16 protein-coding genes are annotated in these 15,057 nt (G+C 60.2%); 9 read left to right on the top strand and 7 right to left on the bottom strand.

The genetic code is table 11. The annotated features are described in order from the left end of the window. Window positions 1-38 precede the first annotated feature (38 nt). From cmoB to GKQ23_RS14215, 5 genes are all read right to left on the bottom strand, one after another. A complete protein-coding gene (cmoB, locus tag GKQ23_RS14235; protein WP_212411814.1) occupies window positions 39-1,007 on the bottom strand; it encodes a tRNA 5-methoxyuridine(34)/uridine 5-oxyacetic acid(34) synthase CmoB in 969 nt (322 codons plus the stop codon). After that, complete coding sequence (gene cmoA, locus GKQ23_RS14230; RefSeq protein ID WP_056241860.1) at window positions 1,004-1,744, bottom strand: carboxy-S-adenosyl-L-methionine synthase CmoA; 741 nt, start codon at window positions 1,742-1,744, stop codon at window positions 1,004-1,006. The genes cmoB and cmoA overlap by 4 nt, the downstream gene beginning before the upstream one ends. Before the next feature lie 83 nt (window positions 1,745-1,827). Beyond that, the gene (locus GKQ23_RS14225) at window positions 1,828-2,223 is read right to left on the bottom strand and encodes an MAPEG family protein (RefSeq protein WP_056241863.1); all 396 of its coding nucleotides are present in this window, start codon (window positions 2,221-2,223) and stop codon (window positions 1,828-1,830) included. Window positions 2,224-2,308: 85 nt separating this feature from the next. After that, window positions 2,309-3,133, bottom strand: coding sequence for a DUF72 domain-containing protein (locus tag GKQ23_RS14220; RefSeq protein WP_056241865.1), 825 nt, complete (start codon window positions 3,131-3,133; stop codon window positions 2,309-2,311). Further along, a complete protein-coding gene (locus GKQ23_RS14215; RefSeq protein ID WP_212408596.1) occupies window positions 3,133-3,696 on the bottom strand; it encodes a hydrolase in 564 nt (187 codons plus the stop codon). The genes GKQ23_RS14220 and GKQ23_RS14215 overlap by 1 nt, the downstream gene beginning before the upstream one ends. A 690-nt stretch (window positions 3,697-4,386) precedes the next feature. On the opposite strand from GKQ23_RS14215, the gene aspS reads away from it, so the two are divergent. The 6 genes from aspS to ruvB all read left to right on the top strand — a co-directional run bounded on the left by aspS (window position 4,387) and on the right by ruvB (window position 9,844). Further along, a complete protein-coding gene (aspS, locus tag GKQ23_RS14210; protein WP_212408595.1) occupies window positions 4,387-6,183 on the top strand; it encodes an aspartate--tRNA ligase in 1,797 nt (598 codons plus the stop codon). Further along, window positions 6,183-6,617, top strand: a complete 435-nt coding sequence (nudB, locus tag GKQ23_RS14205; protein ID WP_056241873.1) for a dihydroneopterin triphosphate diphosphatase — start codon at window positions 6,183-6,185, stop codon at window positions 6,615-6,617. The genes aspS and nudB overlap by 1 nt, the downstream gene beginning before the upstream one ends. A 172-nt stretch (window positions 6,618-6,789) precedes the next feature. Then, window positions 6,790-7,533, top strand: coding sequence for a YebC/PmpR family DNA-binding transcriptional regulator (locus tag GKQ23_RS14200; RefSeq protein WP_056241875.1), 744 nt, complete (start codon window positions 6,790-6,792; stop codon window positions 7,531-7,533). A 43-nt stretch (window positions 7,534-7,576) separates the two neighbouring features. Continuing rightward, a complete protein-coding gene (ruvC, locus tag GKQ23_RS14195; RefSeq protein WP_212408594.1) occupies window positions 7,577-8,101 on the top strand; it encodes a crossover junction endodeoxyribonuclease RuvC in 525 nt (174 codons plus the stop codon). A gap of 109 nt (window positions 8,102-8,210) precedes the next feature. After that, the gene (gene ruvA / locus GKQ23_RS14190) at window positions 8,211-8,825 is read left to right on the top strand and encodes a Holliday junction branch migration protein RuvA (protein ID WP_056241881.1); all 615 of its coding nucleotides are present in this window, start codon (window positions 8,211-8,213) and stop codon (window positions 8,823-8,825) included. A gap of 8 nt (window positions 8,826-8,833) precedes the next feature. Beyond that, on the top strand, window positions 8,834-9,844 hold the full coding sequence (gene ruvB / locus GKQ23_RS14185; RefSeq protein ID WP_056241883.1) for a Holliday junction branch migration DNA helicase RuvB: 1,011 nt from the start codon (window positions 8,834-8,836) through the stop codon (window positions 9,842-9,844). A gap of 138 nt (window positions 9,845-9,982) precedes the next feature. On the opposite strand, the gene znuB is transcribed toward ruvB, so the two are convergent. Then, window positions 9,983-10,768 carry a zinc ABC transporter permease subunit ZnuB gene (gene znuB / locus GKQ23_RS14180; RefSeq protein WP_101505706.1) on the bottom strand — a complete coding sequence of 262 codons (786 nt, stop codon included), beginning with the start codon at window positions 10,766-10,768 and terminating at the stop codon, window positions 9,983-9,985. Continuing rightward, entirely contained in the window at window positions 10,761-11,519 is a 759-nt protein-coding gene (znuC, locus tag GKQ23_RS14175) for a zinc ABC transporter ATP-binding protein ZnuC (RefSeq protein ID WP_056241888.1), read from the bottom strand. The genes znuB and znuC overlap by 8 nt, the downstream gene beginning before the upstream one ends. 77 nt (window positions 11,520-11,596) lie before the next feature. Here znuC and znuA point away from each other — a divergent pair, with 77 nt between their 5' ends. The 3 genes from znuA (at window position 11,597) to lpxM (ending at window position 15,027) form a co-directional block, all read left to right on the top strand. Next, entirely contained in the window at window positions 11,597-12,544 is a 948-nt protein-coding gene (gene znuA / locus GKQ23_RS14170; RefSeq protein WP_056241891.1) for a zinc ABC transporter substrate-binding protein ZnuA, read from the top strand. Window positions 12,545-12,555: 11 nt separating this feature from the next. After that, the gene (gene mepM / locus GKQ23_RS14165) at window positions 12,556-13,881 is read left to right on the top strand and encodes a murein DD-endopeptidase MepM (protein ID WP_056241898.1); all 1,326 of its coding nucleotides are present in this window, start codon (window positions 12,556-12,558) and stop codon (window positions 13,879-13,881) included. Between the two features lie 174 nt (window positions 13,882-14,055). Beyond that, entirely contained in the window at window positions 14,056-15,027 is a 972-nt protein-coding gene (lpxM, locus tag GKQ23_RS14160; RefSeq protein ID WP_101505707.1) for a lauroyl-Kdo(2)-lipid IV(A) myristoyltransferase, read from the top strand. Window positions 15,028-15,057 lie beyond the last annotated feature (30 nt).

Below are 15,057 nucleotides of genomic sequence, written 5' to 3'. Positions count from 1 at the left end.
TGCCCCGGTCAGGATCGGCCTGCGCAGGCCGATCCGGTTTACGGTTTGGTCGCCATCAGCACCGCGCGCAGCGGCGCCGGGTAGCCTTCCACGGTTTTGCTGCTGTCCGCAGGATCGAGGAACTCGGCCAGCGATTCGCTGGTCATCCAGTCGGTGCGGCGCTGCTCTTCGGTGCTGGTGACCGAATAATCAACGATGCGCACGTCGACAAAGCCGCACTTCTCCAGCCAGTTTTTCAGCGCGCCGGTTGAGGGGATAAAGTAGACGTTACGCATCTGCGCATAGCGTTCACCCGGCACCAGCACCTGCTGGTCATCGCCCTCAATCACCAGCGTCTCCAGCACCAGCTCGCCGCCGCTGACCAGCTGGTTTTTCAGCTGCATCAGGTGATCCAGCGGCGAACGGCGGTGGTAGAGCACGCCCATGGAAAACACCGTATCAAAGGCCTTCAGCTCCGGTAGCTGCTCAATGCCCAGCGGCAGCAGGTGGGCGCGCTGGTCGTTGCCCAGCAGCTTACGCACCGCTTCAAACTGGCAGAGGAACAGCTGCATCGGGTCGATGCCGACCACCAGCTGCGCGCCTGCGCCGATCATCCGCCACATGTGATAGCCGCTGCCGCAGCCGACGTCCAGCACCGTGCGCCCGGCCAGCGAGGAGATGTGCGGAGCCACGCGATCCCACTTCCAGTCGGAGCGCCACTCGGTATCAATGCTGACGCCATACAGCGAGTAGGGGCCTTTACGCCACGGCATCAGGTTACGCAGCAGCTTCTCGATGCCGCCGCGCTGACGCTCGCTGAGCTGGCTGTTATCAACGCTGACGCTGTGCAGCAGATCCAGCGTTTCCGGAGTCAGCAGCGGCAGGTGCTCCACCGAGCGTTCCCAGTTTTTAAAATGGCCGTGCAACGCCTCGCGCTGCCAGCCGGCGATCTGCGCCGGCAGGGTCTCCAGCCAGGGAGCCAGCGGGCCTTTGGCGATCAGCTGATAAAAGTTACCGAAGTCCATCAGACGCTACCTGCCTTGAGTGCCACCAGTGAGCCAAAGTTAAAGCACTGGAACCACAGTTCAGCGTGCTGAAAGCCGGCCGTTTTCAGGCGTTGTTTATGGGTTTCCACGCTGTCGGTCAGCATCACGTTCTCTAACATGCTGCGCTTCTGGCTGATCTCCAGCTCGCTGTAGCCGTTGGCCCGCTTGAAGTCGTGGTGCATATTGAAGAGCAGCTCGCCGACGTCGGCGTCTTCAAAACTGAATTTTTCTGACAGCACCAGCGCGCCGCCCGGGCGCAGGCCCTGGTAAATGGTGTTCAGCAGCTGCTGGCGCTCTTCCGGCTCAAGAAACTGCAGGGTAAAGTTCAGCACCACCAGCGAGGCGTTTTCCACCGGGATCTGGCGGATGTCGGCTTCGATGACCTCGACCGGCGTGTCGGCGCGAAAGGCGTCAATGTGGCGGCGGCAGCGCTCGACCATTGCCGGGCTGTTATCGACGGCAATGATTTTACAGCCGCTGGCGGTGATGTTGCGGCGCACCGACAGCGTGGCGGCACCCAGCGAGCAGCCGAGATCGTAGACCTGAGAGTCGTTTTGCACAAAGCGTTCGGCCAGCATGCCAATCATCGAAATAATGTTGGAGTAGCCGGGCACGGAACGCTGAATCATATCGGGGAAGACTTCAGCAACGCGCTCGTCAAACGTCCAGTCGCCGAGTTTGGCAATCGGCGCAGAGAACAGCGTATCGCGGTTAGACATAGTGGTAAGTCCGGGGAAGCTAACGGAAAGGGCATATTCTGGCAGAAAGCGGCGCGGGCTGCACCTTTTCTGCCTCAGCGGGCTTAATGCAGGGTCAGCACCAGATCCCAGGGCAGGTAGATCAGATTGACTACGATCATGCCCGCCAGCGACAGCAGCGTCAGCAGCATGCCGTTGCGCCGCCACAGTAGCGTGCGGCTGCGCAGGCCAAGCGCGTGCAGCATGCGGCCGAAGAAGAAGAACATACCGGCCAGATGAATCATCCAGATATCGGCGCCGTTCATCTCCATCACGATCAGCAGCAGCACCGCCAGCGGGATATACTCGACGGCGTTGCCGTGGACGCGGATCGCCAGCTGCAGGTCGGACACGCCACCGTCGCCGATCGAGACGCGGTACTGACGGCGCAGGCGGACCACATCCAGTGACAATTTAATAATGAACAGTGCGCCGAACACCGCATAGAGAGCGCTGACCATCCCTGACTCCGAATTATAAGTATTATCTTAGGCACCATCATAGCGGGCAAACGCGATACTGTCGCCAGGCAGACTGCTCGTCGGATCAGAACAGCGAGTCCTGGCGCGGCCAGTCGGGGGCGTCGCCCACCCCGGGCATCACCCGTTGCAGATCGGGCCACAGGGCGCTGACCAGCTCGGGGGCAAAGGCGATATCCGGGGTATGAATAAACAGCCACGGCTGGCTGGTCTCAGCCCACTGCGGCAGGCGATGGAGCCACGCCTGAAACCACTGCAGGTTGGCCTGCATATCATCGCCGCCGATAAATCGCACCATCGGCGCGCCGGCGGTCACCACCGCGTGCACCGGCAGGCGCGGTTTTTTACGCTGCGCCTCGATGATTTCCGGGGTGGTGGGGCGGGCGGCATGCACGCCGCGGGTGTCGAGGATCACCCGGTTGACTCCGCGCTGGTGCAGCCCGCGGTTGAGCGCCAGCTCCGCCTCGCCTTTGGCAAAGAATTCCGCGTGACGCACTTCAACGCCGTACTGAAAACGGTCGGGCAGCGCGTCGAGAAACTGCCACAGGATCGGCAGGTCGGCGGGGGCAAAGCGGGCGGGCAGCTGCAGCCAGTACTGGCCGATACGATCGGCCAGCGGCTCCAGCAGCGTAAAAAATTCGGCGGTCAGGTCACCGCACTGGCGCAGCGCGGCGTGGTGGGTGATGGTGGCCGGGAACTTAAAGCAGAAGCGGAAGTGGTCGCCGGTCATTGCCCGCCAGCGCTGCACCACCTCCGGCCGCGGCAGGGCGTACAGCGTGGTGTTGCCCTCCACGCAGTTAAAGTAGCGGGCATAGTCTTCCAGCGTGACCATGCCCAGTTTTTTCCACTGCGGGTGCTGCCACTGCGGCAGGCCAAGATATAACGACGTCATCACAGCGCCGCGATAATCTCTGCGCTGCTGCGCACGCGGCCGATGCGCGGGAAGATCCAGTTAACGCTGCTGTTGTGCTGCTCGGTGCTGAAGGCGCTGCAGATATCCTCCGCGATTACCAGGTTAAAGCCCTGCTCCCAGGCGTTACGCGCGGTCGACTCTACGCCAATATTGGTCGAAATGCCGCCCAGTACGATGGTGTCAATACCGCGACGGCGCAGCTGCAGCTCCAGGTCGGTGCCGTAGAACGCGCCCCACTGGCGTTTGGTCACTTCGATATCGCCCTCCTGCGCGCCCAGCGCCGCCGGATAGCGCCACCAGTTCTCCGGCAGAGCACCGGCGTGCGCGCTATCAACCGGTTGCTTCAGCGCTTCGGCATAGTCGGCCGACCAGCCAACGCGCACCAGTACCACCGGCGCACCCACTTCGCGGAACTTAGCGGCCAGCACGGCGGCACGGTCAACCACGTCGCTGGCGCTGTGCGGGCCGCCGGCAAACGGCAGAATACCTTCCTGCAGGTCGATTAATACCAGCGCGGTCGATTGAGCGGAAAGTTGTAGCATGGGTTTCTCCAGAAAACAGGGGCAAAGAGGATGATATTACAGGAAATCAGGTGACGGGAATGACGCTGATTATGTGGAGGAACTCAGGTGATTTGTTAGCGGGTGTTTCGCTTAAACCGAAAGAAGAGGGGCCGATGGCCCCTGTTAATACCTGCTCTGAGTCAGGGTTTACGCCTGTTATAACCGGATAATACCTCGCCAGGCTCACCCAGATTGCCATTGCGGCGTAGTTCTTCGGCCAGCTCAATCCTGGACTGCTGGTACTGGCGTAACAGGACGTTCTCTTGCCAGGAACGGGGTTTCACCCGGCGTCCCGGCGCGCCATCGCGATTCGATAACATATAATCCAACCTCCTTTTGAATGTCGCTACGGTAGAGGGAGCCTACGGCCGTTGCGTATTTTTTCAACAGATAATTGTAGTATCGAGCCAGTGCCGGTCGTGTGGCAGCCCAAAACACGATTTTAGCGCCTGTCCCCAACCTGACAACGGAGCCAGCTGAAATCTTCACCACTTAACTGTTCCTGAAGCCGTTTCGCGGTTTTTCTGCTGCCTGCTGCAACGGACTCACTTATCCTGTGCGCCGTTTTCCATTATAATGGCAGCCATTTTTCGCGGCAGCAGCCCCCAGCGGGCCGGGTAGTTTGCCACTCTGTCGCGCCCGCAGCGGCGAAGTTAAAAGGATATCGTTATGCGTACTGAGTATTGTGGACAGCTTAATCTGTCTCATGTAGGGCAGCAGGTTACACTCTGTGGCTGGGTCAACCGCCGCCGCGACCTCGGCAGCCTGATCTTCATTGATCTGCGTGACCGTGAGGGCATCGTGCAGGTGTTCTTCGATCCCGAACGCCAGCAGGCGTTTACGCTGGCGTCAGAGCTGCGTAATGAGTTCTGCATCCAGTTAACCGGCACCGTGCGTGCGCGTGATGAAAAAAATAAGAACAGCGACATGGCGACCGGCGAAGTGGAAGTGTTCGCGACGGATCTGACCATCATTAACCGTTCTGAACCGCTGCCGCTGGACTCGAACCACACCAATACCGAAGAGGCGCGCCTGAAGTACCGTTATCTGGATCTGCGTCGTCCGGAGATGGCTAACCGCCTGAAAGCACGTGCGAAAATCACCAGTTTCGTCCGCCGCTATATGGACGATCACGGCTTCCTTGATATCGAAACGCCGATGCTGACCAAAGCCACGCCGGAAGGCGCGCGTGACTATCTGGTCCCAAGCCGCGTGCACAAGGGCAAATTCTATGCGCTGCCGCAGTCGCCACAGCTGTTTAAACAGCTGCTGATGATGTCCGGATTCGATCGCTACTATCAGATTGTGAAGTGCTTCCGTGATGAAGATCTGCGCGCCGACCGTCAGCCTGAGTTCACCCAGATCGACGTGGAAACCTCGTTCCTGACCGCGCCTCAGGTGCGTGAACTGATGGAACGGCTGGCACGTGAGCTGTGGCTGGAGATGAAATCTGTCGATCTCGGTGAGTTCCCGCAGATGACCTTCGCTGACGCGATGCGCCGTTTCGGTTCAGATAAGCCGGACCTGCGTAACCCGATGGAGCTGGTGGACGTCGCCGACCTGCTGAAAGAGGTGGAGTTTAAGGTGTTCTCCGGCCCGGCCAACGATCCGAAGGGTCGCGTTGCCGCACTTAAGGTGCCGGGCGGCGCGCAGCTGAGCCGCAAGCAGATTGACGAGTACGGCAAGTTTATTGAAATCTACGGCGCGCGTGGCCTGGCCTGGATCAAGGTTAACGAGCGTGCTAATGGCCTGGAGGGGATCACCAGCCCGGTCGCCAAGTTCCTCAGCGCGGAGATCGTCGAAGCGATCCTGGCGCGTACCGGCGCTGCCGACGGCGATATGATCTTCTTTGGCGCAGACAGCGCGAAAGTGGTCACCGATGCGCTGGGCGCGCTGCGTCTGAAGCTGGGCCGCGATCTGGGCATTACCGACGAAGCCGCCTGGGCCCCGCTGTGGGTGGTCGACTTCCCGATGTTCGAAGAGGATGGCGAGGGTGGCCTGAGCGCGATGCACCACCCGTTCACCGCACCAAAGGACATGTCACCGGAAGAGCTGAAAGCCGCACCGGAAACCGCGGTAGCCAACGCCTACGATATGGTGATCAACGGTTATGAAGTGGGCGGCGGTTCCGTGCGTATCCACCATGGCCAGATGCAGTCGACCGTGTTTGACATCCTCGGCATTACCGAGCAGGAGCAGCGCGAGAAGTTTGGCTTCCTGCTGGACGCGCTGAAGTACGGCACGCCGCCGCACGCCGGCCTGGCCTTTGGCCTGGATCGTCTGGTGATGCTGCTGACCGGCACCGATAACATCCGTGACGTGATCGCCTTCCCGAAAACCACCGCGGCCGCCTGCCTGATGACCGAAGCGCCAAGCTTTGCCAATCCGGCGTCGCTGACCGAGCTGGGTATTGAGGTAGTGAAGAGAGAGAAGCCTGCTGCACCAGAGCAGTCAGAGAACGACTAATGGGCTATAAGCATCCGGTTTCGGTGCTGGTGGTGGTCTATGCCCTGGAGAGCCGACGGGTGCTGATGTTGCAGCGGCGCGACGATCCGCAGTTCTGGCAGTCGGTTACCGGCAGCCAGGAGCCAGGCGAGAGCCTGGCAGCGACCGCCCGGCGGGAAGTGCTGGAAGAGCTGGGGATTGACGTTGACGCCTGCGGGCTGACGCTGACCGACTGCCGGCGGCAGATCGAGTTCGAGATCTTCGCACACTTCCGCCACCGCTATGCGCCGGGCACCACCCATAACCGGGAACACTGGTTTACCCTGGCGCTGCCGGCAGAGTGTGACGTGGCCCTGAGCGAGCATCTGGCCCTGCAGTGGCTGGATGCGCCGGCCGCTGCTGCGCTCACTAAGTCCTGGAGTAACCGCCAGGCGATAGAAGAATTTGTGGTCTGATTATTATTTGAACAGAGCTAAACGTTCAGGCGTTATCAGCGCAGCGAGGTTGCCTACCGCCAGCGTGCAGGAAGCGCAGCGTACTGAAGTACGCGACCCTTCCGGGCACCGCCGCGGGGCAACACCGCCAGCAGAATAGCCTGTCCGCTGCCAATCTGGAGAAAAAGAGAACATGGCTGGACATAGTAAGTGGGCGAATACCAAGCACCGCAAGGCGGCGCAGGACGCAAAACGCGGTAAAATTTTTACCAAAATCATCCGTGAACTGGTTACCGCGGCCAAAATTGGCGGCGGCGATCCCGGATCTAACCCGCGTCTGCGCGCGGCGATCGATAAGGCGCTGGCCAACAACATGACCCGCGACACCCTGAACCGTGCCATCGCGCGCGGCGTCGGTGGGGATGATGACAGCAATATGGAAACCATCATCTATGAAGGCTACGGCCCGGGCGGCACCGCCGTGATGGTTGAATGCCTGAGCGACAATCGTAACCGCACCGTGTCTGAAGTGCGTCACGCCTTTACCAAGACCGGCGGCAACCTCGGTACCGACGGTTCGGTGGCTTACCTGTTCACCAAGAAAGGCGTGATCTCCTACGCGCCGGGTCTGGATGAAGACACGGTGATGGACGCGGCGCTGGAAGCCGGTGCCGATGACGTGACCACCTATGACGACGGCGCGATTGACGTGTTCACCGCCTGGGAGTCACTGGGTCAGGTCAAGGATGCGCTGGATGCCGCAGGCCTGCAGGCCGAAGGGGCGGAAGTGACCATGATCCCGTCCACCAAAGCGGATATGGATGCGGAAACGGCACCGAAACTGCTGCGCCTGATCGATATGCTGGAAGACTGTGACGACGTGCAGGAAGTGTACCATAACGGTGAAATTTCCGACGAGGTGGCGGCGACGCTGTAATGGCGTTTCGGCTCTCACTGCGCGTGCTAACCGGGGGCGCATAATGGCGATTATTCTGGGTATTGACCCCGGTTCGCGCGTCACCGGTTACGGCGTCATCAGTCAGGTAGGCCGGCAGCTGATTTATCTCGGTAGCGGCTGTATTCGTACCAAAGTTGACGATCTGCCGTCCAGGCTCAAGCTGATCTATGCCGGGGTGTGTGAAATTATCACCCAGTTTCAGCCGGATCAGTTTGCTATAGAACAGGTGTTTATGGCGAAAAACGCCGACTCGGCGCTGAAGCTGGGCCAGGCGCGTGGCGTGGCGATCGTCGCTGCGGTCAACCACGACCTGCCGGTGTTCGAATACGCCGCGCGTCAGGTTAAGCAGACCGTGGTCGGCACCGGTGCGGCTGAAAAGAGCCAGGTGCAGCATATGGTCCGCTCGCTGCTGAAGCTGCCGGCCAACCCGCAGGCGGATGCGGCGGATGCGCTGGCGATCGCCATCACCCACTGCCACCTGAGCCAGAACGTGGCCCGGCTGGGAGAGGGCAACCTGAGCCTGGCGCGCGGGCGTCTGCGTTCCTGAGGGCTGGGTATCCATCCAGCCTTTTTTATGCTATACCCTTCTTCATTCTCTTTGCAGGGGCGCGTTCCGCGACCTTCTGCCCACAGATTTAACTCTTAAGGAAGCGCGCGTGATTGGTCGTCTCAGAGGCATTATCCTGGAAAAACAGCCGCCGGCGGTAGTGATTGAAGCCAGCGGGGTCGGTTATGAGGTGCAGATGCCGATGACCTGTTTTTATGAACTGCCTGACCTCAACCATGAAGCGGTGATTTTTACCCATTTTGTGGTCCGTGAAGATGCCCAGCTGCTGTTTGGTTTTAACAGCAAGCAGGAGCGTGCGCTGTTCCGCGAGCTGATTAAGGTGAACGGCGTCGGGCCGAAGCTGGCGCTGGCGATCCTCTCCGGCATGTCGGCGCAGCAGTTTGTCACCGCCGTCGAGCGGGAAGAGATCGCCGTGCTGGTGAAACTGCCGGGCGTCGGTAAAAAGACCGCCGAACGGCTGGTGGTCGAGATGAAGGACCGCTTTAAAGGTATGCACGGTGACCTGTTTGCCGCCGACGCGCCGTTTGCACTGACCAGCGAAATGCCGCCGGAAAACAGCAACGATGCGGAAAGCGAAGCGGTGGCCGCGCTGGTAGCGCTGGGTTATCGCCCGCCGGAGGCCAGCCGCATGGTCAGTAAAGTCGGTAAACCAGACGCCGACTGTGAAACGTTAATCCGTGAAGCGCTGCGCGCGGCGATTTGAGGTAGAGCATGATTGAAGCCGACCGCCTGGTCTCCGCCGCGGTAATCACCGAAGAAGAGACCATTGACCGCGCCATTCGCCCGAAGATGCTGGCAGAGTATGTCGGCCAGCCGGTGGTGCGCGAACAGATGGAGATCTTTATCCAGGCCGCAAAACTGCGCGGTGACGCCCTCGACCATCTGCTGATTTTCGGGCCGCCGGGCCTCGGTAAAACCACGCTGGCCAACATCGTTGCTAACGAGATGGGCGTTAACCTGCGCACCACTTCCGGCCCGGTGCTGGAGAAAGCGGGCGACCTGGCGGCGATGCTCACCAACCTTGAACCGCACGACGTGCTGTTTATCGATGAGATCCACCGCCTGTCGCCGGTGGTGGAAGAGGTGCTTTACCCGGCGATGGAAGACTATCAGCTGGATATCCTGATCGGCGAAGGGCCGGCGGCGCGCTCGATTAAACTCGATCTGCCGCCGTTCACGCTGATCGGTGCCACCACCCGCGCCGGCTCGCTCACCTCGCCTTTGCGTGACCGTTTCGGCATCGTTCAGCGCCTGGAGTTCTACCGGGTGGAGGATCTGCAGCATATCGTCGGGCGCAGCGCCGCCTGCCTCGGGTTGCCGCTGACCGCTGAAGGTGCGCTGGAGATCGCCCGTCGCGCGCGGGGAACCCCGCGTATCGCCAACCGCCTGCTGCGCCGGGTGCGCGACTTCGCCGAGGTGCGTGCCGCCGGGGAGATGAGCGGGGAGGTCACCTCCCGCGCGCTGGATATGCTGAGCGTCGATACCGAAGGCTTCGACTATATGGATCGCAAGCTGCTGCTGGCGATTATCGACAAGTTTATGGGCGGGCCGGTGGGGCTGGATAACCTGGCCGCCGCCATCGGCGAAGAGCGGGAAACCATCGAAGACGTGCTGGAACCCTTCCTGATCCAGCAGGGTTTTATCCAGCGCACGCCGCGCGGGCGTATCGCCACGCAGCACGCCTACAAACACTTCGGCATCACCCGCCCTGAGTCAACCTGACCGCATGACGTGGCTTTAGCAGCCTGTGCACCGCGTAAAAAAAAACGCCTGACCATCGATGTCAGGCGTTTTTTTATTGGCTTAACGGGTCTTACCCGGTTCAGCCCGATCGGTGACGTGTCCGCCGGTACAGGTCGTTTACACCGCCGGCTTCTTCACCATGCTCAGCATAAACAGCGCCGCTGCGCTCAGCACCACGGAAGGGCCGGCCGGGGTATCGTAGAAGGCGGAGAAGGTCAGGCCGGCGGTTACCGCCAGGATGCCGACCACCACCGCCAGCCCCGCCATCTGCTCCGGCGAGCGTGAGAAGCGGCGGGCGGTGGCGGCCGGGATAATCAGCAGCGAGGTGATGATCAGCGCACCGACAAACTTCATGGCCACGCCGATGGTCAGCGCGGTAATCAGCATCAGGATCATTTTGGTGCGCTGGATATTGACGCCGTCGACCTGCGCCAGCTCCGGGCTGATGGTCAGCGACAGCAGGGCACGCCACTGCCACGCCAGCAGGCCGAGCACCACCACCACGCCGGACGCGATGGTCAGCAGGTCAGCGGGGCTGACGGCCAGCAGGTCGCCAAACAGATAGGCCATCAGGTCCACCCGCACGTTGGACATCAGGCTCACCACCACCATACCAAGGGAGAGCGCGCTGTGCGCCATAATCCCCAGCAGCGTATCAATCGCCAGATGCGGACGGCGTTCCAGCCACACCAGTACCAGCGACAGCAGCAGCGTCACCGCAATCACCGCATAGAACGGGCTGACGTTGAGCAGCAGGCCAAACGCCACGCCGAGCAGCGAGGCGTGCGCCAGCGTATCGCCGAAATAGGACATGCGGCGCCAGACCACAAACGAGCCCAGCGGACCGGCGGCCAGCGCCAGCAACATCCCCGCCAGCCAGCCGGGTAACAACAGTTCAATCATGACGGCCAAATCCTTTGCGCAAAACGATCCGCCCCTGCAGGTCGTGACGGTGGTTGTGGTGATGGCGGTAGATCGCCAGTTGCTCAGCGCCTCGCTGGCCAAACATTGAGATAAATTCCGGATGACGTGAAACCGCTTCCGGCGTGCCGGAGCAGCAGATGTGCTGGTTAAGGCACAGCACCTCATCGGTTTTGGCCATCACCAGGTGCAGATCGTGGGAAACCATCAGCACGCCGCAGTTGAGCTCGTGGCGCAGGCAGTCGATCAGATCGTACAGCGCCACCTGCCCGTTGACGTCCACCCCCTGCGTGGGTTCATCCAGCACCAGCAGCTGCGGCTGGTTGAGCAGGGCACGCGCCAGCAGCACGCGCTGCATTTCGCCGCCGGAGAGTTTCTGCAGCGGATAGTGAAGCAGCTGGGCGGCGTGCACGCGCTTCAGCGCCGGCAGGATATCGCTGCTTTTGACCCCTGGACGCAGGCGCATAAAGCGCTCAACGGTCAGCGGCAGGGTGACGTCGAGGTGCAGCTTTTGCGGCACGTAGCCGATGCGCAGCTGTTCGGCTCGGGTCACGCTGCCGGAGGTAGCGGCGACCAGGCCGAGCACCACCCGCACCAGCGTTGACTTACCGGCACCGTTCGGGCCAAGCAGGGTCAGAATACGGCCGGGCTGCAGATCCAGCGACACGCCGGACAGGACGTTACGCTGGCCAAACGAGACCGAAATGTTTTTAAGGGCAATCAGAGATGACATGTCGATTACAGGTTGCGAAAACTTTAGGATGTTATAATATCACAATCCATCTGCACTTCACGATGGAAAGTATCATTATGTTACATAAAAATAAGCGTCTCACTTCTCTGCTTGCTGGCCTCGGTCTGGCCGCCGCGATTGCCCCTGCAGCCCATGCCGCCGTGGTCGCTTCTGTGAAGCCGGTCGGCTTTATCGCTGCCGCCATTGCCGACGGGGTCACCCCGGTTGAGGTTCTGCTGCCGGACGGCGCCTCGGAGCACGATTACGCGTTGCGTCCATCTGACGTAAAACGCTTGCAGGGCGCGGATTTAGTGGTGTGGGTTGGGCCAGAGATGGAAGCCTTTATGACCAAATCTGCCGCCGCATTACCGGCGCAAAAAAACCTCGAAATGGTGCAGATCGACGGCGTAAAAGCGCTGCTGCTGAAGGGCGGTGAAGACGAGGAAGAGGAGCATGAAGGCCATGCTCACGGCGCCGGTGAGGATGAGCACCACCACCATCATGGCGAGTACAACATGCATCTGTGGTTGTCACCGGAGATAGCTAAGAAAACTGCGGTTGCAATCCATGCAAAATTATTGGAACTTATGCCGCAAAGCAAGGCCAAACTTGACGCGAACCTGCAGCACTTTGAGGCAGCGTTGTCGTCAGCCGATGCGAAAATCGGTAATCAGCTGGCACCGGTCAGAGGTAAAGGGTACTTCGTTTTTCACGACGCTTACACGTACTTTGAAAAACACTACGGTTTGACCCCGCTGGGGCATTTTACCGTCAACCCTGAGATCCAACCGGGCGCGCAGCGTTTACATCAAATACGAACAGAGCTGGTTGAGCAGAAGGCCGCATGCGTCTTTGCTGAACCACAATTCAGGCCGGCCGTGATCGAGGCGGTAGCCAGAGGGACCAGCGTGCGTTCAGGTACGCTTGACCCCCTCGGCACCAATATCATGCCAGGTAAAGACAGCTATGTGACATTCCTCTCGCAGTTGTCCAGCCAGTATTCGAGCTGCCTGAAAGGAGAATAGAGGAAACTTTAGTGCAGCAGATATCCCGCGCTGTCGCCTTAGCGTTCAATAACTTACCACGACCTCACCGCATTCTGCTGGGGTCGCTGACCGTCGTTACTCTGGCCGTCACCGTGTGGCGGCCTTACGTCTATCATCCGGGCCACGAAAGCCAGATCGTCAAAACTATCGAGCTGGATAAAAACGAGCTGCGTACGCTGCTGCCCGAGGCCAGCGAACCCCTCGATCAGGACACCCCTGAGCCCGAAGATGATGCCCCGAAAGATGAAATCGACGAAGACGTGCCGAACGAAGCCGGAACGCATGACTACGTCATTTCTACCGGTGATACGTTAAGCAGCGTACTGAACCAGTATGGCATTGATATGTCAGAAATCGGCCAGCTGGCGAAAGCCGATAAAGAGTTGCGTAACCTGAAGATCGGCCAACAGCTGTCATGGACGCTGACCGATGACGGCCAGCTGCAGCGCCTGACGTGGGAAGTCTCCCGCCGTGAAACCCGTACCTACGACCGCAGCGGTGACGGTTTCCGTCGCTCGTCGGAAATGCAAAAAGGTGAGTGGCAGAACAACGTACTGAGCGGCGTGGTTAACGGCAGCTTTGTCACCAGCGCTAAACAGGCCGGGTTAACCAGCGGTGAAATCAGCGCGGTGATCAAGTCGCTGCAGTGGCAGATGGACTTCCGCAAGCTGCGCAAAGGCGACCGGTTCTCGGTGCTGATGTCGCGTGAAGTGCTGGACGGCAAAAACGAGCAGAGCCAGCTGTTAGGCGTGCGCATGCAGAGCGGTGGCCAGGACTATTATGCCATCCGTGCGGAAGACGGTAAGTTCTACGACCGCAGCGGCTCCGGCCTGGCGCGTGGCTTTATGCGTTTCCCGACGGTGAAACAGTATCGCGTCTCCTCCAACTTTAATCCGCGTCGTCTCAACCCGGTCACCGGGCGTATTGCTCCGCATAAAGGGGTGGATTTTGCCCTGCCGGTTGGTACGCCGGTGCTGGCGGTCGGCGACGGTGAGGTGATCGTGGCGAAGCGCAGCGGTGCCGCAGGTAACTACGTGGCGGTTCGCCACGGCCGCCAGTATACGACGCGTTACATGCATCTGAAAAAGCTGCTGGTGAAACCGGGCGAGAAGGTTAAGCGCGGCGATCGTATTGCGCTGTCGGGTAACACCGGGCGTTCTACCGGGCCGCATCTGCACTTTGAAATCTGGATCAACAATCAGGCGGTTAACCCGCTGACGGCCAAGCTGCCGCGGATGGAAGGTCTGACCGGTAAAGACCGCAGTGATTATCTCGCGCAGGTGCGTGAAGTGGTTCCGCAGCTGCGTCTGAAGTAGGCCGAAACGCGTCAGAAAAACCGGTGGAGTTTTCACCGGTTTTTTTATTGGCGGTCAGCCCTGCTTCTCTGCTATTTTCCCTTCAGCAATCCGACATGCTGAAAGATAAGGGGAATTGATTGCATTATTGCCCGTCAGCACTATCATTAGCCCCTTATTGTTTGAGGCCGGTGCATGGAAAAGAGTAAAAAAAGTCCTACGGAGTTTATTCCCGTCTTTCAGAAATCCTTTTTAGCTCCCCGCCACTGGGGTAGCTGGCTGGCGATTGGCGCCTGCGCCGGCATTGCGCTGGTGCCACCGCGGCTGCGCGATCCGCTGCTGGGTGGCCTGGGGCGATTTGCCGGCAAAATTGCCCGCAGCGCCCGCCGCCGTGCGCAGATCAACCTGCTGTACTGCCTGCCTGAGCGCTCCGAAGCCGAGCGGGAAGCGATTATCGACCAGATGTTTGCCACCGCGCCGCAGTCGATGGTGATGATGGCCGAACTGGCGCTGCGCCCGAAAAAAGCGCTGACGCGCATTCGCTGGCACGGCCGCCAGCAGATTGATCAGATGCGTGATGAAGGTCAGAACGTGATCTTCCTCGTGCCGCACGGCTGGGCGGTGGATATCCCGGCGATGGCGCTGGCCTGTGAAGGGCAGAAGATGGCGGCGATGTTCCACAATCAGCGCAATCCGGTGATGGATTACATCTGGAACGCGGTGCGCCGCCGCTTTGGTGGCCGCCTGCACGCGCGCAACGACGGTATCAAACCCTTCATCAGCTCGGTGCGTCAGGGATACTGGGGCTACTACCTGCCCGATCAGGATCACGGTGCCGAGCACAGCGAATTTGTCGATTTCTTTGCCACCTATAAGGCGACCCTGCCGGCGGTAGGGCGGCTGATGAAGGTGTGCCGCGCGCGGGTGGTGCCGCTGTTCCCGGTCTATGACGTGAAGACGCACAGCCTCGACATCTTTCTGCGTGAGCCGATGGACGACCTGCTGGAAGCCGACGACGTTACGCTGGCGCGGCGGATGAATGAAGAGGTGGAACACCTGGTTCGCCCGAACCCGGAACAGTACACCTGGATCCTCAAGCTGTTGAAAACCCGCCGGCCGGGCGAAGTTGAACCCTACGATCGCGACGAGCTCTACCCGAAAAAATAGAGCCGCCGTACAGCGGCTCTTTACATCCGT

The organism is Erwinia sp. E602, from assembly GCF_018141005.1.
Classification (GTDB): Bacteria; Pseudomonadota; Gammaproteobacteria; order Enterobacterales; family Enterobacteriaceae; genus Erwinia.
This window is presented reverse-complemented; position numbering and strand designations above follow the sequence as displayed.